A 20,925-nucleotide genomic window follows, 5' to 3' on the forward strand; every position below is an offset into this window, starting at 1 on the left:
CTACCACCATGCCTTCAATGGTTTATAAAGTTCATCGCCAATGAAATGCTTAATGAGCTTATAACATTCCAGACGAATAAAATACCGATAGCTCACTTTTCGTTTCAGTTTTCGATGTTGTACTGTCGTTGATAATTTGTCATCCCACTCTTTGATGAAACGCTTTTTACCTTCCTCATTTAACAAAACCATGCCATCTAAAAAATCAAAATGCTTCTGGGCAATGATACGATTGTTAATACATGAAATAATCACAACATCGACGAGTAATGGTTTGAAAATCTCTGCTAAATCTAGACATAAAGAAAATCTTTTTGTTGACGGCTCATGCAAAAAGCTAATAGTCGGATCTAATTGTGTTTTATAAATTTCCGACAAAACCACCGTATAACAAAGCGAATTGCCGAACGAAATAAGGGCATTCAATGGATCTTGAGGTGGCTGTTTCGTTCGTTTTTCAAAGATAAAATCTTGCTTCAAAATTGCATTAAATGACTGATAATAATGTTGGCGAATGCGTCCCTCTATTCCCATCAGTTCTTGAATTGTCGTAGCGCTATCCATCTTTTTCGCTTCTTCTTCGATGTCTTTTACATATTGCTCCGTTTTTTCTTTGTATCGTCGAATATTCCGTAGCATATGATGCACAGCACTTTGCAAAAACGACCTCGCCATATGTAGCCGTTTCTCGTGATCGAGATAATGGGCACTTTGTTGTATCACCGTAAACCCTGAAACTTTTTTATTTCGCGGACAAAACGTTCCTGCATAAAAACCATAGTAATTAAATACATGAAGATGAACATCATGCTGGCTCAATAGGTTCAATAACGACGAGTTTAAATCTACTTCTCCAAATACATATAAATTATCCGTTTGATGAACAGGAAGGCTCTTTTTATTTTCTTGTTCGTCAAAAAAGTATAGCGTATGATCTTTTCTTTTCAACCTGCCGTTAGAAAAAATATAGTGATCCCTTAACATTTAATCATCACCTTCTAGCGCAAAACAAAATTCATAATATGCGCATTTTGTACAGTAAGGAAGTTTTTTTAATCGCGGCGAAAAAGGGGATTGTAAAATAGCATAAATCTCCTTTATCGCCTTTTCAATCGCACTTTCATCTTTTTCCGTTAGTTCTACCTCTTCGGTTCTTCGTTCTTTCGTATAGCTAATTAGCCCCTTCTTCTCAATCCCCCGCTTCTTCAGCTCATATAAGTAATACAACATTTGAAACCGATCGGCCTCTGACATTTTGCTTGAAATTTTAATTTCACGAACATACTCCCTATCTAAAGCATCTAACTTGAATGTATCATCAATTAAAATTTCCCTATCTTCCAAACGTGGATAAGTTCGCTCATGTAAAATCTTTCCTTCCATAACGCGTTCATGTTCATTTTCCATCGCAATTCCTTTTGAAAACAACCATAACTTCCGCTTACACACTTTGTAATACTGCATTTGCACACCACTAACCATGAATATAAACACCCTCTTAATGTTGATTGGAGGAAGGTTTGTCCAATAAAATACCTTTTCCTTTCAACTGTTCACGATTAAAGTCATATTGAACATCGGCAATATATATGTGGTCAAATGGCTTTGGCAACCGCTCCGACACATATTTTTCCGCTACATATCGCTGGACGCTAACTGTTTTCTGTTCAATTTCCATTCGTAATTTCAACCGCTTTCTCCATTCTCTTTCTTTTTTATATTGCTCGAATAGATGCTCAATTTGATCATACATTTGCCGCGTAATAACTTGGATGTTTTGAATATCACGCAGTTTTTGCTGCGCCTCACGTTTATCCATTCCGTATGGATCGAGATTGTCAAACATATATAAGGCATCTTCAAACTCTTTCAAAAATGATGTGCCCTTTAATTGTTTTCGATCATATAGCTGCTTTACCATTTCTACCTTGGCACGTTCGTCAACAATTTGGTAATCGTATTGCTCTAACAGCCGAATGCTCTCATTTACAAGATGTTCGTTATATACTCTTGGAATGCCAGAGATCTTTTCAGTGAAAATATGAACATTGCAACCGTCATGATCTAGTGCTCTTCTACGATAACAACGTCCAAAGCGTTGAAACAAGCTATCTAATGTTGACATCTCGGTAAATAAATAGTCGAAGTCAATATCAATACTTGCCTCGACGAGTTGTGTCGTAATCCAAATTCCTCGTTCATTCTTTTCATTAAATTGTTTAATGTGTTTTTCTAACAACTGACGATCTTCTTGTGTGAATTGCGAATGGAGTAAGTAGATAGGGACTTGTGTATCACAGTCTAAAAATTTATCGTAAAGACTCATTGCCTTACGAACAGTATTGACAATGACAAGCACTTGCGATGTTTCCCCAAAATCTAACATTTCTCCGATTGTTTCCTCAATCCCCTCGGCACGCATGCGAATACGGTGACGGTGTACGCTTGTATCGATGAACTCCCCAACTACAATCTGGTCGTTGTCAATCACATTTCGCTGTTTTAGCTCATCCAAATATAAAGTTGGAAGTGTGGCAGTCATAATCATAAATTTTCCGCCTACACGATGGATCATCTCGAGGGATTTAATTAACATCGCTGCAATTTTTGGTTCATATGTTTGTATCTCGTCGATTACTATTTTTGCATTCGCCATCGCTGCTAATTCCTTTTCAAAACCTTTATAGTAAAACGGGAACTTTAAAATTTGATCAATGGTTGTAAGCAATAACTTCTTCGCATAATGTTCAGACTGTTGTTTTAATGCTTCCCAATTTTCCTCTCCCTTTTCCATTAAATAATGCAAACTTGTTGAATGTAGTAAACCCACGGCATCGTAGCCCATTTTTTCTTTTATGCGGTCATATATTGCATTTATACTTACCCGCAGAGGCAGTGTAAAAAACGCCTTATCGTCCCTGATCCATAAGAGCGCTGCTTCTGTTTTACCCATTCCTGTTTGGGCAATCGCAATCACATGCTTATCGCTATGTCGTTCAGCAAATTGTTGCAGATCATTTTTATGAAATTTTTTCTTCTTCATGTATTCACTTACATTTATATAGACAGACTGATGTATATCTCTTTCGACATCAATATGAGCAGATGCCGCATGGTCTAAACGATGCAGCAATCCTTTCATCATGACATATTTCCAAAACTCTTCCCCGTCATGATACGTATATCGCTTTAACAATCGATCAACGAATCGATACGAGAATTTTTCTGTCATAGGTAACCCCATATGTTCACTTAGTTGTGGTAACTGTTGCTTTATATCGTTTTCTAAAATATGACGGATCATTTCTTTATCTGGAAGTTGCTCACGCTCATGGTGATAACCGACTGCGTGAATAAGCAGTCGCTCTTCTTCTTTCGTGAAGTCTAGCTGTTTTAGCGGGATACATCCTACTGATAAATAATTGTGAGGCACATTTGTTTCTACATCTGTTTCTAACACGGATTCATGAATTGCTTGACGAATTTTGTTTTGAAATACTGTATTTGCTTTGCCGACATCATGATATTGTACGGCTGTTTCTAACAACCTCCACATCCGCTCGTCCATTAACGTGAATTTGTGACCGTAAGCATTTTTTAACAAGTTTAAGTTATGAAGGAGACGATCCGTATGTTCACGAATCGTCTCTTTTCCTTCCGATTTTGCATAAAAAGTCATCATTCCCCCTCCTACAGATGGTAAAAGACTAGCTCCCCGTCTTCATCAATCCATACTCCCTCTGGAGCCTCAATTCCTTTTTGAACATAGCCAACATGAATTTTTTCCCACTGCCGAATGCCATTGACAATTTCATATTTCCAATTCAGTTGATAAGGAATGCTTTTTGTTTCTGGATCAAGAAGATGTCTTGGAATATAAGCATCGCGCTGCAAAGTCTCCCCTTCTTCTTCAAGCTCTTGGACTTCCACTAGCTTATATTCATCAATCCGCACTAAATCTTCCCAACGCCCGAGGCTATAATGAGTCGTACTATGCTCGATCGCATGAATGAGTTGCTCTAATGTACGTTGCCCGGCTTCGACATGGATTAATAAATGGACGTTATGCAACAAGTGCGTGTACATCGGCATTGTCGTGATTTCATTTTTATCGTAAGAAAATTCAACTCGCGCTAGCCCATCTAGCACAAGTGGAAAACTTGATAGTTCTTTCTTTTTGAAAAAGTAATATCGCTGATAATCTAGCAGTTTTGCTTCATACGTTCCTTGTACGCTTAAACGCATAGGGATGAATTCGTTTGCGTTAAGTAAAGCATGAATCATTCCTTTTACGGTTGAATATGGCGGAAGCGGATACGTTTCCGCCACTTTGGAAGCAAACGGCTTTTTATAGCACGCTGTTTCTTGAAATAGCTTTAATCGTAGCGCTTTCATACTTACACACCGTAGTACGTTTGAATTTGTTTCGAAATGTATTGGAAAAACGGTTCGACAGGCATCACTTGTTCGTTAAATAAATCATAAAATTCTCCTTCATTTGCAAATATACCGCTCAATATGCCGATGCGTGTATCTTTGCCGATTGCTTCTCCAGCAAAGGTTTGTTCCATTGTTTCTTTAATCAATCCTGTTTGAATGTTCCAGCCATTCCCCGTCGCACTTAGTTGAACACGTCCAAGGAAAAATGGATTTGCAACGTTATACATCCCACCGATGACAAAAAGTGGGGCTAAATTTTCTTGCCGGCCGCGAATGTTGCGGTTTAACACTTTTAAAACTTCAAGTAGTTGAAGTACACGGCTTGCTTTTTCCTCATTTGAAAGTTCAATCTCCCCATCGACACCGACACGGTTTAAATCAATTGTGAGCGTATATGTGTAAAAACTATGATGTTGTTCAATATTGGCTAAGTTAGCATCTTGTCCAATTCGGCTTGCCAGCCCCATGTTATTTAAAAACTCTAAGTCGCTTTTATACGGCTCAAGCGAAATGGCATGGCTTAGACGAACAACAGCAGGGCGTTTTTGCGAATTTTTATCCGTTTTTAAGTAGCCGAATAAGTCCATTTCAACAGAGTCGTTGATCGTCACATCTTTTTTAAATTGAACAACCCCGCTTGCTTTGTCAACAGTATCTAAATTCCATCCAAACAGCTCATTTCCGAGGCGAACGATATCGTAGCGAATGCTTTGTCTTGATGCGTATGTATATACTTCCCCATCGCCACGATGAAATTTTTTCAACTCCGAAATATTAGCAATTCCTTCTCCGTAGTTTAATGAGTTTGCTTGAAAAATAACGGTCATCGTTAACGCTTTTTTCATGCTTGAACTTCCTCCTGTTCTTCTTTATATTGATTTGCTAATAACCCAGCAATAAATGCGTTCGCCACTGTAGCAAAATCTAAGTCGCGTTCGTGTAGCGCGTTTAAAAAAATTGGTGAAATCGGACGATCCGCTGACATGTAAATACGCAAAAGGGTGTCCATAAAGCTTTTTTTATTACCTGCTTTTGCAGCGTTTAATAAACGATAAGCAATGCTTGTTACTTTTTTCTCTGAACCGCTTGAACGCATAATCGCGTCGCGAATTTCCCGTCCTTGCATAAATAACGCACTTACTCTTTTATCTGTGGTGGACATATCTCTCACTCCCTTTTTAAACTGCAAAATTCGATTTCGCTCCCGCACAGCAATGTACGGACCAATCGTATGTCGTTCGTTTTTAATACAATCGCGCAAATAGTTATAGATGACATGGATCGGATCAGCACCACGCAGCACGTATTGCACGAACTGCTCCCGATAGTCATACGGTTTTATATAATCAAGCCTATCAGCATGTTGTTTGAAATAATGGGCTAAGTACATAGGCAGATGATAATAATGTAGGTGTGTTTTTTTACTGCTATAGTCAGAAAAAAATTCTAAAAAAAACAAGTGATCGACGACATACTCTGATTCTTTTTTTACGCTTTGAACAAGCTGACTAACGATCTTGTTAAAAGGCTCTCTTTTTTTCTTTAATTGTCTAAAATGATTGTTTTTCTGTAAAACTTCCGCAAAAGTAGCATCCGTCTGAACAAATCCTGCGTACAATCGTTGTTCCTTCTGCTCATTCATGCCTTCACTTTTTACATAAATAGTCGACCCAATTGGTGCAAATAGCAGAACAAGTCTAGCTAACGAGGATAGCGGCTTAGGCTGCTGGCTATCAAAGTACCAATTGAAGTTGAATGCATTATCTTTCGCCACACCAATCGGTGAAAACACCATCTCTTCAAAGTTGTAAAAGGCAAGGCGGTCATTAAAAAGTAAACACTTATTTATTTTTGTTTCGATGTACTCCTTTATCTCCTCTATCGTTTTCTTCTTCCACTCCCTTTTCAATTGTTTAAACGGTTGATAATTACATTTCTCTTCCAAAAAAGAATTTATTTCTTTCGTAGAGTGTGTCGTTTTAACGATCCGCTCTAATTGTAAATCATTTACTACAGGAAAAACGTAGCTCTTATCAAACTCTTCCACATGGCCATTTAGATCCAATGTATTTTTAGTAACATTTAAGAAAGATACTTGTCCAAAGAAAGATTGTAGTATAGCCGCTTTAAAATAATTGAAAGTTAGTTTTTCGTTGACCTTTTCTTCATTTACAATAGATTTAAATTCATGAATATAGTCTAAAATCCGGTCGACATGTTCGTATTTTTTTATGTCTTTCATATTTTTGAGCATGTCTTCTAGTTTAGGGTTAGGAAAGTACTTCACAATTTTTTTTCCTGTATCGGATATGATTTTTTTTATTATTGAAACAACATTTTTAAACTGCTCTTCATTTTTTACTTTCTCGATATAAGCATCTAACTTGTCACATTCCCTTTTAGCAACACTATACTCCTCCAACAAATACAGAAAATACGCCCTTGGCAATTGCGGAAGTACATCGGTATCCAATTCAATTCCCCATGGTTTAACTGTCACGCTATGTTTGTGTTCTTCGCTAATTATTTCGTGTTTTCGTCCGTATTCAAACACACGATATAGCCCAACAAGTCCCATGTTAATCATCCATTCCCCCATGTGCAATTCAACCTTCATTCCTTCACCTCCTCCACTTCAAGCATGCCAAATCCTTGATTACGCCGTTTTGATAAACCAAGTTGGTATAACAACTGCAAGTCAGCAGGATGTCCTTTCAATTCAAACAATCCGTGATAAGCAGTAAAATATAAATGCTGCCCTTCTCCATACTTTTCGGCAAATTGACGATTAGATTCCTTTATGACCGCCTTTTTAAATCGAACAGGTCGCACCGTCAGCGATCTATATAATCCCTTCCCACGATATCCATATAAAATCATATCGGCTAAGTAATTTATGTGTTTTTCATAATTTGGATCATCTGGAGCAATGGGAATTTTATTTTCATCTTCTATTAACAAAGGGGAGAGCGTTCGAAATATGACGGCAGATGATGTAATCTTTTTTTCATCTCCCATGACTATTTTTCTTCGAGTAAATTCATATCCTTTATACTTAAAGCTTTTTTGACTTTGTAAACCGTTATACACATGAAACAGAAATTCATAGTCGGGTGAACTAATAATAACACGTAATTCATCTAACTCAATTTCATCACCTTTTAAGCGGAAGTTTTTTAAAAAAGACGAAAATACGAAAGGCTTTGTTACATTGGCTTGCGCATATAACTGGTCGTAATACTCCTCATTAGACGCCCGTATACTTTCTTTAAGGATTGAAACGATCGCCATTCGATAATGAATAGGGAGCTTTTTCACTTGAAAGGAACAAATAATTCTCATAAGACACCTCCTTTTGCCTCATTTTATCGAAAAATAAAAGAAAATGTTGTCGTTTTTTGTCATATAAAAAGAAAATTCAATAAAATTTAACAATTTAAAACGTACGATATAGTCATTATATTAATAAATCCAAAATTCAAAGACTCACAAATATTTATCTACATTTCTACATTTTCTTGACATAATATTTACATATACAAATAATTAAGAACGGGAGCAAAAAACATAGAGGACAAAGGAGGAAGGTGCTTTGTTTAGAACTATACTTTCATTTATCACTGTCTTTACTGTTGTATTTACTTCTTCTGTATATGCTCATCCTGGGAAAACAGATGCAAATGGGGGGCATACTTGCCGCACAAATTGCGAAAAATGGGGGCTAAAAACAGGAGAGTATCATTACCACGATAAGAACGGAAATATCATTCGCCAGAAAAAACAATCGAATCAAACAAATCCCCCCGCCATTCAAATCAATTCAAAACATGTCGTAAAAGTTATTCGTGTAGTAGATGGCGACACAATCGATGTTCGTTTTTCTAACGGCGCAACATCACGAGTTCGTTTCATTGGGGTCAATACACCTGAAACGGTTCATCCGCAAAAACCAGTAGAGAAATATGGGAAAGAGGCATCTAATTACACAAAAAAACGATTGACGAATCAAACGGTCACGCTTGAGTTTGATGTAGGAGTGAAAGACAAATACGGCCGTTTTCTAGCGTATGTTTGGATCGGAAAAGAGCTTTTTAACGAAACGCTCGTCAAAGACGGATACGCACGAGTGATGACAATTCAACCAAATGTAAAGTATCAACAGCGCTTCATTCAAGCTGAACGAAAAGCACGTCAACAAAAGAAAGGGCTTTGGAAAGCATAATAACTAAAAAGCTGTTCCGAAAAACACCTCGGAACAGCTTTTTTAATCCTTATAGGTACGATACAAACCCAAGTCCGTGAACTATTTTCCCCACGGGCGTAGCTTGTTTCAATTCCTCATAGGTACGATACAAACCAAAAAAGCGTTGATAAATCAACATATGGAAAAGCTATACAACTCTATTATATATCCATCCGAAAATTCAGTCAATCGTCTATATGCGTTGATACAGCTGAAAAAACGGCAAAAAATAAACTGTCGTCGATCCCCCGGAGTTTTTGCACGATTGGAGGTCGACGACAATTGTGAAATTATGCACAAATATGTTCGGTGTAAAAAACAGCCTCCGATTTGGAGACTGTTTTATGCTTCGGCGTTCACTTCCGCAATAATAACGAAACCGATAACAGCTGTAATGACTAGACCTGTAATCATCCACATCATCGTTTATTCCCCCTTTACCCGTTTTCTTTTATTTTACACGTTTTTTCTTTGTACGAAAACAGGGGAATTTACTGTTCATCCTCTAATTTGCGCAAATATGTGTTGGCGCGGTGGGAGAAAATGATCGATGCAAGCATAAGTACGAATACGCCTCCGATTACGAGCGGGCGCTTTGTTACGTCGATCGCTTCTGGAATGAGTGTGCCGATATATAAAAAGGCGCTAACAGCAAATAAAACGAGACTATATGCTTTATAGTCGCGCGCTTTTCCTAACCAATTTTGTTTTTGCTCGTCCAAACCGATCGCCCCCTTTCCTCTTTTCAATGTATCATAGGAGCTGAAAAAGGGGGCGATGTAATTTATGCCAAAGCTTGTGCTAAATCTTCTATTAAATCGTCAGCATCTTCTAATCCAACAGAAATGCGAATGAGCCCGTCAGTAATACCCAATTCGTCGCGACGCTCTTTCGGAATAGAGGCGTGCGTCATTTTTGCTGGGAGGGAAATTAAACTTTCTACTGCACCTAAACTTTCCGCAAGTGTAAAGTAGCGGACGCGCGTCAACACTTGTTCCGCTTTTTCGGCGCTTCCAACGTCAAAAGATACCATGCCGCCAAAGCCGCGCATTTGTTTTTTCGCTACGTCATAGTTTGGATGAGACGGGAGACCAGGATAATATACGCGCGTGACAGCTGGATGGTTGATTAAAAATTCAACGATTTTGCGCGTATTTTGTTCGTGTTCTTCCATGCGAATGCCAAGCGTCTTTATGCCGCGCATCAACAGCCATGAATCTTGCGGACCGAGAATGCCGCCAGTCGAGTTTTGGATAAAGTGTAAATCGGTCGCTAGCTGTTCGGAGTTGACGACGACAAGCCCTGCGACGACGTCGCTATGACCGCCTAAATATTTTGTGGCGCTATGAATGACGATGTCAGCGCCGAGAGCTATTGGCGTTTGCCAATACGGCGTGCTAAACGTATTATCAACGATCATTAGTAAACCGTGACGTTTGGCAAGCGCGGATGCCCCTTGTATATCGGTAATTTTCAATAGCGGATTCGTTGGCGTTTCAATATAAATCGCCTTCGTATTTTGTTGAATGTGCGCTTCAATGTTTGCTAGGTCGCTCGTATCGACAAATGTCGATTCAATGCCGAGGCGGGTTAATACTTTCGTCATGACGCGGTATGTGCCACCGTATACGTCATCTGTTAAAATAACGTGATCGCCGCTATTGAACAACATCATAACTGCGGTAATGGCCGCCATACCTGAACTAAACGCAAAGCCAGCATATCCTTCTTCCACATCTTTAATGAGCTCCTCTAACGCATGGCGCGTCGGGTTGCCTGTGCGTGAATATTCATATCCTTTATGCACGCCGACCGCTTCTTGTTTATATGTGCTCACTTGATAAATCGGAACAGAAACAGCCCCTGTATGCACATCTCCAGCAATGCCACCATGAATGAATTTCGTCTTTCTTCTCACGTTACATCCCGCCTTCGTAAATATGTTTACTTAAATACCGTTCGCTACTATCTGGAAACACGACGACAATGTTCGTTCCTTCTTTCGCCTGTTCCGCCTCTAATAACGCAGCATGAAACGCCGCACCAGACGAGCTACCAACAAGCAAGCCTTCCTTTTGCGCCAACTCTTTCACGCGCCGAAACGCATCATCATCAAGTATCGTATGAATCGCATCAAAATAGCTCGGATCCATATACGTCGGTAAAAACTCCATACCGATGCCTTCCGTTCGGTGCGGACCCGGTTTTCCACCGTTTAAAATCGAGCCTTCTGGTTCTACGATGACCGTTTTCACACGCGCATTTTTCTCCTTTAAAAATTGCGCCGTTCCCATAAATGTACCGCCTGTTCCTGCACCGGCGACAAATACGTCAATATGTCCGTCCAGTTGCTCCCAAATTTCTGGACCGAGCGTTTTATAATACGTGCGCGGGTTCGCTGGATTAGCGAACTGCTGTGGGCAGTAGGAGTTTGGAATTTCAGCCGCCAACTCTTTCGCTTTTCGGATCGCTCCTTCCATCCCTTCGCTCGTTGGGGTGTTGATTACTGTTGCGCCAAGCGCGCGCATCAGTTGTTGTTTTTCGATGCTGAACTTTTCGGGGACGCAAAAAATGACGCGAATGTTTTTTCCGATCGCCGCAAGCGCCAGTCCAATGCCTGTATTTCCTGCCGTCGGTTCAATAATCGTTCCGCCTTCTTTTAACTTGCCTGTCGCTAGTGCATCGTTTAGCAGCTCTTGGCCGAGACGATCTTTGACGCTTCCGCCCGGGTTAAAATATTCTAATTTCGCAAATATGCGCACCCCTTTTGGCAGCGGAAATTGCGTAATTTCAACGATCGGCGTCTGTCCGATTAATTCATGCACGTTTTTCGCTACTTTCATGATGTAACCTCCCGAAAGATAAAAAGAAGGAGAGGAAAACTCTCCTATTTGTTTAACTCGCTCACCATTAATTGAACAAGCTCAGATGAATGAAGGGCTGCTTTTTGTAAAAATTGTTCAAACGATACGTTCGACTGTTTGCCAGCGATGTCTGATAAAGCGCGAATGACGACAAACGGCACACCAAACTGATGGCATACTTGCGCAATCGCAGCCGCTTCCATTTCCACAGCATATAAATCAGGAAACTGCGTGCGTACGAAATCAACGCGCGCTGGATCGTGCATAAAGGAATCGCCTGTCGCAATCAATCCTTTCGCCACTTGAATGTCGCGAATGTGCGCGGCGCTCGTTTCAGCTGCTTGTACTAATCGCTCATCTGCCTTATAGCGCGCTGGCATGCCTGGCACTTGACCGTATGCATAGCCGAATGCGGTGACGTCGACATCGTGATGGACAACTTCAGTCGAAATGACGATATCTCCGACGTTTAATGATGGCGCAAAACCGCCAGCCGAACCTGTGTTGATGACGACATCTGGCGCAAAACGTTCAAGTAAAATCGTCGTCGACATCGCTGCATTCACTTTACCGATACCTGATTTTAATAAAACGACGTCTGCCCCATCTAACGTGCCGCTATAAAAAGAACAATTCGCTACCGTCGTTTCTGTTCGGTTCGCTATTTTTTCTCGCAAAATCGCCACTTCTTCTTCCATCGCTCCAATGATTGCTATTTTCATCGTTTCAACCTCTTTCACTTATTGTTTCACAGCCTCCATCAACCAGACGAAACGATTCATTGGCGTAAATGTGACGGTAAAACCGTGCGTTGTAAACATATGCTCAAGAGCAGGAATCGTCGTGTAATATTCCCGTTGCAAATCTTCGGCTAAATCGACGAATCCTTTTTGTTTTGCTTCTGCAATCATCGCCTCGTGCGCTTCGCGGTCGATAAACGCTGTATCAGCAAACACTATTTTACCACCTTTACGAAGAAGTGCGCTATATTTGCCGATCGCTTCTTCTTTTTCCTCGTCTGTTAAATGGTGAAACGCATACGTGCTCACGATCGTATCGATCGGTTCATTCGGCAACGGAAATTGTAAAAAGTCTCCGTCCGCAACGGACACATCTCCAAGTTTTTCTTTCGCTAGCTCGCGCATCGGTGCAGACGGCTCGATGCCGTACACTATTTTTTTCGCCTCGATAAGCTTTTTCGTTAAATTTCCTGTACCAACGCCGAACTCTAGCACGACATCGCCACTTTTTTCAACGACTGTATTTAAAATCGTCTCATATCCGTCAAATACGTCACGATATTGTTCATCGTGTCCGTATACAGACGAATCGTACGACTGTGCCCACGTTTCAAAGATGTCTAAAAACTCACGTCCCATGATGTCACACTCCATAATCATAATAATTCCTATAAGTATAGTATGAATTAAACGTATTACTGTTCTCAATCTATCATATTTTTTTTAGATGTTCAATGGAAATGTGTTAAACTACGTGTAGAAAGGAGGAAGACGATGATTACGTTTGATCTCATTCAAGATAAAGTGGAGTTTTTTGAAGCGACAGATTTAAAAACATTGGAAAAGAAAATTAATGAACAAATTGAACATAACAAAGCGATTATGCTTGAAGTGCATCATGTGTCGTATGACGTACAGCTGTTAGAAAACGGACAACATTTATACAGTGCGATGGTGCATTTTAAAGCAAAAAAATAGAGCGTCACGGACGGCGCTCTATTTCTTTTAGTTGTTGCACTTTTGTCGGCTTCCAACCTTCGTCGGTCACCCATTCGATAAATACTTTATAATGTTCTGTTTTATCTTTTTTTGAGACGGTAGCAACCGCGTGGTTCGGGCTTCCTCCGTTTCCGATAAACCAGACGATCAGATCAGAAGAAGAAATGCCTGTCGCATAACTAATGGCATCGAGCATTTCCTTCCAATCAACAGAGTTTTTATCATATTGTGTCACATGCGGCTCCGATTGAGTTGTACCGATCGGTTGCCATGACGGGTTAACAATTTCGCGAATGACGTTTGAATTTGGATCTTCAACAACCGTTTCTTGTACGTTGTCGTTCGGCTGTTGTTCATTTGTTTCTGTTTCCGTTTCAGATGGTTGCTCATCGCTTGACGGCTCATTTGTTTCCACTTCAACCGGTTGCGGAGAAGCGTTCGTTTCCTTGACAGAACGATCGTTAGCGAACAACCATTTCCATCCGAAAAATAAAATAAGCGCAAACACAATCGCAATGAACGTATTCAATACACGATTCACTTTTCTTTGTTTTGAACGTTTGGCAAAACGGCTGCTCACTGTTGATACCTTCCTTTCTGTTCCAACTCGTATGTGGCACGAACGATATCGGCAAATACGCTGTTCGTGACGGCGGCAGAGGACGTTGTTTCTAATTGTACCACAACGAGCGCATATTTTGGACGGTCAGCTGGAAAATAACCTGCAAACCATTTGTTCACTACGTCATTTTTTCCTGTTTGTGCCGTTCCTGATTTTCCTGCTACGGCGTAAGGCAACGATTGAAACGAACGGCCCGTCCCTTCTCGGTGCGTCACAACAAGTTGTAACAGTTCGTGCAGTTGGTCTATCGTCTCTTTGCGCAATGAATCCATCGTTAATCGCTTCTCATCAAATGCAAAAAACGTCGTTCCGTCTTTATACATCATTTTTTGAACGATGCGTACTTGTTTCGCCTCTCCACCGCGCGCAATCGTCGCCATCATATTCGCGACCGCAAGCGGTGAAACGCGCACATCTTTCTGTCCAATGGACGTTTGCGCGACGGCAAGCGGAATATGTTTATCACGTTCATCTCCCCAAATGTTCCCTTTTTTCTCTTCATGAAGCGGGCGAAACGATGAAAAATGATATACATCTCCTTCCCAACCAACGCGCGGCAACAGTCCAAGTTTTTGGGCATATGTCTCAAACACGTTTTTATCTATCGCAATCAACTGTTTTCCTAACTCTCCAAACGTTCGGTTGCAACTAATCGCAAAACTATCTTCAAACGTGCGCATCCCTCTCTTTTTTTCTTCTGGCTCACCGTTAATTTTTTGATCACAGTTAAACGTCTGTCCGTGAATAAGTCCATGTTCAAGCGCAGCAGCTGCAACGACCACTTTAAAAACAGAGCCTGGCACTTGCGGAAGAAGCGCTTTATTTTCCATCGCTCCATCTTTGTACGGGTTTCGCTCATCAATTGCTGGGGCGCTCGCTAAAGCGAGGACGTCATTTGTTTTGACATCAAGTAAGACGACAGCCCCTTTTTCCATGCCATGTTGCGCTACAATTTGTTCAACACGCTGTTGAAGGGTGCGATCAATCGTCGTTTGCACAGTAATCGGATAAAATGGATTTGCTTGCTCCGTATATTTCACATCCATCCCAAACAGCGGCTCACCGCGAGCATCTACGTGATACAATAACTTCGTTTCGCCATCAGGAATTAAAAATTCATCAAACGAACTTTGTAAGCCAGACACGCCTATTTTTGTTTTTTGTGATAATTTGCGGTCGCCATATCGCTCCTTCAGCAACTTTTCGTTTTCTCCAAGTAACCCGATGACATGTTGAGCATATTTTTGTTTCAGATCATACTGCTTGTGAACAGCGATCACACCTGGAATGCGCAAATCATTAATTCGTTCCATTTGCCAAGGTTGCAGTTGAATTGGTTGTTGTCCATCGTGCAAAATGATCGGACCTTTCGCCGTTTCAAGCTGCTGTTTTATCGTTTCTTTTGGTATGGAAACAATCGTTGCGATTTGATCAATGGGCCAGTCCATTTTTTTTAAAAAAGGAAATAACACGAGCGTCGGGATGTATTCATATGTGAGCGGCTCGCCGTTTCGAGCGACGAACATGCCGCGTCCGTTATCGATGACAAGCTGTTCCGTCCGCTGTGCGACGCTTGCTTCAATTAAATTCACCCCATGAAACGACTCGGTGCTAACGAGTTGTAGTTGAACGAGTCGCCCTGCGAGCGCAAGTATTCCTAATTGTATCATCGTTAAGATGACGATGATTCGTTTTTTTATCATAAAAAACACCTCGTCTTCATTGTCGACGAGGTGTCACATTTTAAAACCTATTTTACCGCGACGATTTTTACAACCATATCGCCACCAGGCGTATGAACCGTCACTTCTTCGCCAACGCGGCGACCGATAAGAGATTTAGCAATTGGAGAGTCGTTTGAAATTTTTCCTTCAAATGGATCCGCTTCTGCACTACCGACGATCGTATACGATTCTTCTTCCCCATCTGGAAGCTCGATAAATGTCACCGTTCTTCCGAGCGATACGACGTCTGTGCTTTCTAAATCTTCTTCAATAATTTTCGCATTGCGAATCATATTTTCAAGCATTTGAATGCGTGATTCAACGAACGCTTGCTCATCTTTGGCTGCATCGTACTCCGAGTTTTCTGATAGATCTCCGAAACTGCGCGCGATTTGAATGCGCTCTACCACTTCTTTTCGCTTCACCGTTTTTAAATATTCAAGTTCTTGCTCGAGCTTCTCCTTCCCTGCTTTCGTCATTGGGTATTCTTTTTCCATTGACATGTAACTCACTCCTTTTTATTTATGTACGGAAAATGTACGAACGGGCTGTTCGTACAAAAGGCAAAAAGTTTACATATTATCTATGCTATGGTATTACAAAATAGACTTTTGTTCAAGAATCGTTTGAATTTTTGTAACCATTAAATCGATAGCGACATGGTTATGTCCGCCTTCTGGAATAATAATGTCGGCATATCGTTTCGTCGGTTCAATAAATTGATTGTGCATCGGGCGCACGACGTTTACATATTGTTCAATGACCGATTCAAGCGTGCGGCCGCGTTCTTTAATGTCGCGCAATAAGCGGCGAATGATGCGAATGTCCGCATCTGTATCGACGTACACCTTAATATCCATTAAGTTGCGCAGTCGTTCGTCTTCTAATACAAGAATGCCTTCTAAAATAATGACATCTTTCGGTTCAACGCGAATGACTTCGTTTGAACGCGTATGAAGCGTATAGTCGTATACAGGCTTATCAATCGGCTCGTAATTTAAAAGCTTGTTAATATGGTCAATCAGTAAATCGTTATCAAAAGCGAGCGGATGATCGTAGTTTGTTTTTAATCGTTCTTCAAACGGTAAGTGACTTTGGTCTTTATAATAATAGTCTTGTTCAAGCATTAAAATGGAATGTCCTTGAAAATGTTCATAAATGGCTTTCGTAACGGTCGTTTTCCCCGAACCGGAGCCGCCAGCGACCCCGATGACAACCGGTTTCTTCCTCATGTTAGTGCCCCTTTCTCATCATGTTGTATGGGAAAACTTCGCGATCGACTTTAAAGCGAACGATTTGGAGCGGATGGCGAGCCGCATCAAGCTCGTTTCCTTCTTCATCCCAGATGGTTTCAATAACTTGTGTAAAGTTTTCAATTTCAGGTCCGAAAAATTCTACTTCATCGCCCGGTTTAAAGAAGTTGCGTTGTTGTAACGTCACGATACCTGTGTCTTTGTCATAGTCTAGGACGAGACCGACGAAATCGTACGTCGTCTTTTTACTATGCACCCCAAACATTTGCTCTTTATAGCCCGGAACACCTTCAAAAAAGGCTGGCGCTGTATCGCGGTTCGCACATTTATCTAGCTCATCTAGCCACTCTTTCCGAATGACGAAATTGTCAGGATCAGCACAATATGCATCAATTACTTTACGATACACGCTCACAACCGTTGCGACGTAGTGAATCGACTTCATGCGTCCTTCAATTTTTAAACTATCAATGCCAAGCTCAATCATTTTTGGAATGGACTGAATTAAATTTAAATCTTTCGGGCTCATTGCAAACGGATCGTCGTTTTCATCAAACAATGCGATGGCGCGGTCTCCTTCGAGCTTGTACAAATCGTAATCCCAGCGGCACGACTGACAACAGCCACCGCGGTTTGAATCGCGCGCAGTCATATGGTTGCTTAATACGCAACGTCCGGAATACGCAATACACATCGCACCGTGAATAAACGTTTCAATTTCAATATCGACTTTCTCTTTAATTTCACGAATTTCTTCCGCGCTTGTTTCGCGTGCTAAAACGACACGTTCGAGCCCTTCTTCTTTCCAAAATTGCACCGCTTTCCAGTTCGTGAGCGATTGTTGTGTACTTAAGTGCACTTCTAATTTCGGTGCGACGCGGCGTGCGGTTTCAATAATGAGCGGGTCGGCAACGATAATGCCGTGCACACCAACGCGCTCTAAGCCGCGCAAATATTCTTCTAACCCTGGAATGTTTTCATTATGAGCGTAAATGTTTGTCGTGACGTAAATTTTTGCTCCATATTGCTTTGCAAATTGTACACCTTCTGCCATTTCTTCAAGCGTAAAGTTGTCGGCATTTGAACGAAGGCCGTATTCTTGTCCACCGATAAAAACAGCGTCCGCTCCGTAATGCACAGCTACTTTTAGCTTTTCTAAGTTGCCGGCTGGCGCAAGCAACTCAGGCTTTTTTACAATGACGCGCTTCCCGTCGATGATTTGTGATATGCTCATACGTCTCCCTCCTTTTCGTTTAATATACCGTTTCTTTAAAGAAAAAGCCGGTGTCTAACGGACGATGTGTTGGTTGAATCGCTTCAATGCGCGCAAGCAACTCGCCTTTTTCTTCTTCGTATTGCTCGCGATTTTCTGCGCACAAATCGATCGCGCGACGATATAATTTCGTCACTTCTGTCATATACTCTGGCTCATGAAGCACGCCGTCAATTTTAAAGCTATCGATGCCCGCATCGATCATGTCTTCAAGTTCATCGATCATGCAAATGTCATTTGGACTCATAATGTGCGTACCGTTTTCATCTTCAAAAATCGGATATTTATTGTCGCGCTCTTTATCGTATAAAAAAAGACCTTTCGCATATTTCATTTGTTGTACTTCCATAAACTTGCCTTGATATTCAAAATAGTTGCCGATGAGGGACCGCTTCGACTGAAACATGCACGTCATGCCGTGTACTTGCACTTCAATTTCCACTTCCGCATGATTTTTAATATCAATTATTTCGTCCATGTTTAACTCTCGCGCTAAGACGGCACGTTTCGCTCCTTTTCGTCCCCAATAGTTGCACGCATACCAGTTTGTCGCTGTCGTTTCTGTATTCCAATGTAGTTTCATATGCGGTGCGACTTCTCGCACGGTCATTAACACCGCTGGATCGCCAAATACGATCGCATCCACTTGTTGTTCGGATAAAAAGCGAACGTAATCGCTTAGTTCATCCACTTTATCGTTATGAAAAAGCGCATTCATCGCAACATATACGCGCAATCCGTACTTTCGTGCCACGTGCATCGCATCGATGATATGTTGTCGGGAAAACTCCCCTGCTAGACGCAAGCCGTACCGTTGTTCACCAATGACGACGGCGTCTGCTCCCGCTTGAGCAAGTTGTTCCATATGTGCAACGCTCGTTGGTGTAACAAGCAATTCTGGTTTTTTCATTTTATTCACCTCTTTTTCTCGATATCGCTATTCCATCCCCGATCGGAATGATAACCGTCTCATAGCGCGGATGCGCCATCAGCCATTCGTTATACGCTTGAATTTTTTTAATAAGCTGGCGAATGCGTTTTTGTTCAATCGGTTCATGTGTAGCGACAAGCCCTTTAAACAATACGTTATCTGTTATAATGATTCCTCGCTCGCTTAATAGCGGCTCGTACAACTCAAAAAAGCGGCGATATTGCCCTTTTGCCGCGTCAATAAATAATACGTCAAAAGGGGCATACTTTTTTACCTCGTCGCCCATATCGAGCGCATCACCAAACAATAACGTCATTTGCTCTTTTGTATTCGTTTCCTCTACATAAACGAGCGCTTGTTTATAGCGCTCTTCATCGCGTTCGATCGTGACAATGTGTACATGCGGCAACGCTTTCGCCATTCGAATGGCGGAGTAGCCGATCGCTGTGCCAATTTCTAAAATGCGCATCGGTTGAACGAGTTTTAACATGTGCAACATCGTTTCGATGCTAAGCGCATCCATAATCGGAACGTTATGTTCATGCGCATATCGTTCCATCGCTACGATCGCTTCTTCTTTTTTTGGTAGTAATCGTTCTAAATATTGAATCATTTCCTCATTTACCAACGAACTGTCCTCCTCGCAAAAACAAGAGTTCAAACGAATTGAACTCTTGTTTCATCACGATCCATAACTTTATATATACTACCATAAATCAAAATAAAAAGCGAACGTTTTATTGCTTTCCGATATATTTTGCCTTCTCACGATTATGTTCGTCAAGCGTTTTTGTAAAAATAACATCGCCCGTTGGTGTTGCTAAAAAGTAAAAGTAGTCCGTTTCCGCTGGATGAAGCGCCGCATGAAGAGACATTTCTCCCGCATTTGCAATTGGCCCTGGTGGAAGTCCTTTGTGCATATATGTGTTGTACGGTGAGTTTACTTCCAAGTCTTTGTAATATACACGTTGTTTATGCTTTCCGAGCGCATATAAAACCGTTGGGTCCGTTTGAAGGGGCATTCCTTTTTCCAATCGATTGTAAAACACACTAGCAATTTTTTCGCGATCCGCTTTTTCTGTCGCCTCTTCTTCAATAAGTGACGCCATCGTTAACAATTGATGAACTGTCATGCCGCGCGCTTCCATATCTTCTGTATATTTCGCCAATATTTCTTCCGTTTTGGCGATCATTGTTTCAATCATTTCTTCAAGTGGCGGTTTTTCTTCCATAAACGAATATGTTGCTGGGAATAAATATCCTTCAAGCGCATAACGAATATCTTTGTTTAAAATATCCGCCGTTAAAACAGAAGGGTATTTTTTCATTAACTCTTCAATATACGTGCGATTTGTTAATTTCGCCATAATGTCTTCTGTAGAATAGCCCGTCTTTTGTGACATAATCGTCGCAATTTGCGTCAGCTGTTTTCCTTCTGGAATCGTTATTTTCAATTTCGGTTCTTTCACAACTTTTCCTGTTTTAAGTTGCTTTACAATTTGTTCAAATGTCATTGCTTTTGTAAATGTATAATTGCCGGCTTGAAAGTCCGCATGGTTTTTAAATTTTACGTAGTAGCGAAAAATCGTTGCATCTTTCACTATGCCGTTTTTTTCTAATATGTTGGCAATCGTATATATGGATGAGCCGATCGGAATGTCTACTTGAATCGGCGTTCGATCATTCGGATCCACAGGCTGCAATGCGGAACGAATATATACAAACAAGCCAATGCAAGCAACAATCATAAGGAATAAAAGAGGTGCAGTAATATATAAAACAATTTTTCGCACCGTTTTTGCTTCATGTTCCTGTAACATGCGCTATCCTTCCCTC

At 41.0% G+C, this 20,925-nt stretch carries 22 protein-coding genes; 2 read left to right on the top strand and 20 right to left on the bottom strand.

The genetic code is table 11. From position 1 onward, the window contains the following. Genes cas1b through cas6 form a run of 7 tightly spaced genes read right to left on the bottom strand, consistent with a single transcriptional unit; the run spans position 1 to position 7,782 of the window. A complete protein-coding gene (gene cas1b / locus ACPF7I_RS10260; RefSeq protein ID WP_430743412.1) occupies positions 1 to 984 on the bottom strand; it encodes a type I-B CRISPR-associated endonuclease Cas1b in 984 nt (327 codons plus the stop codon). After that, complete coding sequence (gene cas4 / locus ACPF7I_RS10265) at positions 985 to 1,482, bottom strand: CRISPR-associated protein Cas4 (protein ID WP_430743411.1); 498 nt, start codon at positions 1,480 to 1,482, stop codon at positions 985 to 987. 16 nt (positions 1,483 to 1,498) lie between these two features. After that, positions 1,499 to 3,679, bottom strand: coding sequence for a CRISPR-associated helicase Cas3' (gene cas3, locus ACPF7I_RS10270; RefSeq protein ID WP_430745906.1), 2,181 nt, complete (start codon positions 3,677 to 3,679; stop codon positions 1,499 to 1,501). 11 nt (positions 3,680 to 3,690) lie between these two features. Continuing rightward, a complete protein-coding gene (gene cas5b, locus ACPF7I_RS10275) occupies positions 3,691 to 4,395 on the bottom strand; it encodes a type I-B CRISPR-associated protein Cas5b (RefSeq protein WP_430743410.1) in 705 nt (234 codons plus the stop codon). A gap of 2 nt (positions 4,396 to 4,397) precedes the next feature. After that, positions 4,398 to 5,285 carry a type I-B CRISPR-associated protein Cas7/Cst2/DevR gene (gene cas7i, locus ACPF7I_RS10280; protein WP_430743409.1) on the bottom strand — a complete coding sequence of 296 codons (888 nt, stop codon included), beginning with the start codon at positions 5,283 to 5,285 and terminating at the stop codon, positions 4,398 to 4,400. Next, positions 5,282 to 7,057, bottom strand: coding sequence for a type I-B CRISPR-associated protein Cas8b1/Cst1 (gene cas8a1, locus ACPF7I_RS10285; RefSeq protein ID WP_430743407.1), 1,776 nt, complete (start codon positions 7,055 to 7,057; stop codon positions 5,282 to 5,284). Before cas8a1 ends, cas7i begins: the two co-directional genes overlap by 4 nt. After that, positions 7,054 to 7,782 (bottom strand): CRISPR-associated endoribonuclease Cas6, encoded by a 729-nt coding sequence (gene cas6 / locus ACPF7I_RS10290; RefSeq protein WP_430743406.1) that lies wholly within the window; start codon positions 7,780 to 7,782, stop codon positions 7,054 to 7,056. Before cas6 ends, cas8a1 begins: the two co-directional genes overlap by 4 nt. A gap of 250 nt (positions 7,783 to 8,032) precedes the next feature. Here cas6 and ACPF7I_RS10295 point away from each other — a divergent pair, with 250 nt between their 5' ends. Beyond that, a complete protein-coding gene (locus tag ACPF7I_RS10295; protein WP_430743405.1) occupies positions 8,033 to 8,662 on the top strand; it encodes a thermonuclease family protein in 630 nt (209 codons plus the stop codon). A 512-nt stretch (positions 8,663 to 9,174) separates the two neighbouring features. On the opposite strand, the gene ACPF7I_RS10300 is transcribed toward ACPF7I_RS10295, so the two are convergent. The 5 genes from ACPF7I_RS10300 to ACPF7I_RS10320 all read right to left on the bottom strand — a co-directional run bounded on the left by ACPF7I_RS10300 (position 9,175) and on the right by ACPF7I_RS10320 (position 12,926). Then, positions 9,175 to 9,405 carry a YrhC family protein gene (locus ACPF7I_RS10300; protein WP_430743404.1) on the bottom strand — a complete coding sequence of 77 codons (231 nt, stop codon included), beginning with the start codon at positions 9,403 to 9,405 and terminating at the stop codon, positions 9,175 to 9,177. Between the two features lie 62 nt (positions 9,406 to 9,467). Then, positions 9,468 to 10,601, bottom strand: coding sequence for a bifunctional cystathionine gamma-lyase/homocysteine desulfhydrase (locus tag ACPF7I_RS10305; RefSeq protein WP_430743403.1), 1,134 nt, complete (start codon positions 10,599 to 10,601; stop codon positions 9,468 to 9,470). Between the two features lies 1 nt (position 10,602). Next, positions 10,603 to 11,526, bottom strand: a complete 924-nt coding sequence (locus tag ACPF7I_RS10310; RefSeq protein ID WP_430743402.1) for a PLP-dependent cysteine synthase family protein — start codon at positions 11,524 to 11,526, stop codon at positions 10,603 to 10,605. Positions 11,527 to 11,570: 44 nt separating this feature from the next. After that, positions 11,571 to 12,269 carry a 5'-methylthioadenosine/S-adenosylhomocysteine nucleosidase gene (gene mtnN / locus ACPF7I_RS10315; RefSeq protein ID WP_430743401.1) on the bottom strand — a complete coding sequence of 233 codons (699 nt, stop codon included), beginning with the start codon at positions 12,267 to 12,269 and terminating at the stop codon, positions 11,571 to 11,573. 18 nt (positions 12,270 to 12,287) lie between these two features. Further along, the gene (locus tag ACPF7I_RS10320) at positions 12,288 to 12,926 is read right to left on the bottom strand and encodes a class I SAM-dependent methyltransferase (protein ID WP_430743400.1); all 639 of its coding nucleotides are present in this window, start codon (positions 12,924 to 12,926) and stop codon (positions 12,288 to 12,290) included. Between the two features lie 135 nt (positions 12,927 to 13,061). Here ACPF7I_RS10320 and ACPF7I_RS10325 point away from each other — a divergent pair, with 135 nt between their 5' ends. Then, positions 13,062 to 13,265: a DUF2536 family protein gene (locus ACPF7I_RS10325; RefSeq protein WP_430743399.1), complete on the top strand. Its 204-nt coding sequence runs from the start codon at positions 13,062 to 13,064 to the stop codon at positions 13,263 to 13,265. A gap of 4 nt (positions 13,266 to 13,269) precedes the next feature. On the opposite strand, the gene ACPF7I_RS10330 is transcribed toward ACPF7I_RS10325, so the two are convergent. The 8 genes from ACPF7I_RS10330 to mltG all read right to left on the bottom strand — a co-directional run bounded on the left by ACPF7I_RS10330 (position 13,270) and on the right by mltG (position 20,909). Next, entirely contained in the window at positions 13,270 to 13,866 is a 597-nt protein-coding gene (locus ACPF7I_RS10330; RefSeq protein ID WP_430743398.1) for a YrrS family protein, read from the bottom strand. Then, entirely contained in the window at positions 13,863 to 15,611 is a 1,749-nt protein-coding gene (locus ACPF7I_RS10335; RefSeq protein ID WP_430743397.1) for a peptidoglycan D,D-transpeptidase FtsI family protein, read from the bottom strand. The genes ACPF7I_RS10330 and ACPF7I_RS10335 overlap by 4 nt, the downstream gene beginning before the upstream one ends. 47 nt (positions 15,612 to 15,658) lie before the next feature. Continuing rightward, a complete protein-coding gene (greA, locus tag ACPF7I_RS10340; RefSeq protein WP_009361671.1) occupies positions 15,659 to 16,135 on the bottom strand; it encodes a transcription elongation factor GreA in 477 nt (158 codons plus the stop codon). Positions 16,136 to 16,228: 93 nt separating this feature from the next. Continuing rightward, entirely contained in the window at positions 16,229 to 16,864 is a 636-nt protein-coding gene (gene udk / locus ACPF7I_RS10345; RefSeq protein WP_430743396.1) for a uridine kinase, read from the bottom strand. A gap of 1 nt (position 16,865) precedes the next feature. After that, positions 16,866 to 18,119 (bottom strand): peptidase U32 family protein, encoded by a 1,254-nt coding sequence (locus tag ACPF7I_RS10350; protein ID WP_430743395.1) that lies wholly within the window; start codon positions 18,117 to 18,119, stop codon positions 16,866 to 16,868. A 19-nt stretch (positions 18,120 to 18,138) separates the two neighbouring features. Then, positions 18,139 to 19,068 (bottom strand): peptidase U32 family protein, encoded by a 930-nt coding sequence (locus ACPF7I_RS10355; protein WP_430743394.1) that lies wholly within the window; start codon positions 19,066 to 19,068, stop codon positions 18,139 to 18,141. A gap of 1 nt (position 19,069) precedes the next feature. Further along, entirely contained in the window at positions 19,070 to 19,717 is a 648-nt protein-coding gene (locus ACPF7I_RS10360) for an O-methyltransferase (RefSeq protein ID WP_430743393.1), read from the bottom strand. A 109-nt stretch (positions 19,718 to 19,826) separates the two neighbouring features. Then, a complete protein-coding gene (gene mltG / locus ACPF7I_RS10365; RefSeq protein ID WP_430743392.1) occupies positions 19,827 to 20,909 on the bottom strand; it encodes an endolytic transglycosylase MltG in 1,083 nt (360 codons plus the stop codon). Positions 20,910 to 20,925: the final 16 nt, after the last annotated feature.

This window comes from Anoxybacillus dikiliensis, assembly GCF_050613275.1.
GTDB lineage: Bacteria > Bacillota > Bacilli > Bacillales > Anoxybacillaceae > Anoxybacillus.

Excerpts from the sequence above, each read along its gene's own strand:
- cas6 (WP_430743406.1), bottom strand. The coding sequence starts at position 7,782 with ATGAGAATTATTTGTTCCTTTCAAGTGAAAAAGCTCCCTATTCATTAT.
- cas5b (WP_430743410.1), bottom strand. The coding sequence starts at position 4,395 with ATGAAAGCGCTACGATTAAAGCTATTTCAAGAAACAGCGTGCTATAAA.
- cas1b (WP_430743412.1), bottom strand. The coding sequence starts at position 984 with ATGTTAAGGGATCACTATATTTTTTCTAACGGCAGGTTGAAAAGAAAA.
- cas7i (WP_430743409.1), bottom strand. The coding sequence starts at position 5,285 with ATGAAAAAAGCGTTAACGATGACCGTTATTTTTCAAGCAAACTCATTA.
- cas4 (WP_430743411.1), bottom strand. The coding sequence starts at position 1,482 with ATGGTTAGTGGTGTGCAAATGCAGTATTACAAAGTGTGTAAGCGGAAG.
- udk (WP_430743396.1), bottom strand. The coding sequence starts at position 16,864 with ATGAGGAAGAAACCGGTTGTCATCGGGGTCGCTGGCGGCTCCGGTTCG.
- mltG (WP_430743392.1), bottom strand. The coding sequence starts at position 20,909 with ATGTTACAGGAACATGAAGCAAAAACGGTGCGAAAAATTGTTTTATAT.
- cas3 (WP_430745906.1), bottom strand. The coding sequence starts at position 3,679 with ATGACTTTTTATGCAAAATCGGAAGGAAAAGAGACGATTCGTGAACAT.
- greA (WP_009361671.1), bottom strand. The coding sequence starts at position 16,135 with ATGTCAATGGAAAAAGAATACCCAATGACGAAAGCAGGGAAGGAGAAG.
- ACPF7I_RS10350 (WP_430743395.1), bottom strand. The coding sequence starts at position 18,119 with ATGAGCATATCACAAATCATCGACGGGAAGCGCGTCATTGTAAAAAAG.
- ACPF7I_RS10335 (WP_430743397.1), bottom strand. The coding sequence starts at position 15,611 with ATGATAAAAAAACGAATCATCGTCATCTTAACGATGATACAATTAGGA.
- ACPF7I_RS10310 (WP_430743402.1), bottom strand. The coding sequence starts at position 11,526 with ATGAAAGTAGCGAAAAACGTGCATGAATTAATCGGACAGACGCCGATC.
- ACPF7I_RS10355 (WP_430743394.1), bottom strand. The coding sequence starts at position 19,068 with ATGAAAAAACCAGAATTGCTTGTTACACCAACGAGCGTTGCACATATG.
- cas8a1 (WP_430743407.1), bottom strand. The coding sequence starts at position 7,057 with ATGAAGGTTGAATTGCACATGGGGGAATGGATGATTAACATGGGACTT.
- mtnN (WP_430743401.1), bottom strand. The coding sequence starts at position 12,269 with ATGAAAATAGCAATCATTGGAGCGATGGAAGAAGAAGTGGCGATTTTG.
- ACPF7I_RS10325 (WP_430743399.1), top strand. The coding sequence starts at position 13,062 with ATGATTACGTTTGATCTCATTCAAGATAAAGTGGAGTTTTTTGAAGCG.
- ACPF7I_RS10320 (WP_430743400.1), bottom strand. The coding sequence starts at position 12,926 with ATGGGACGTGAGTTTTTAGACATCTTTGAAACGTGGGCACAGTCGTAC.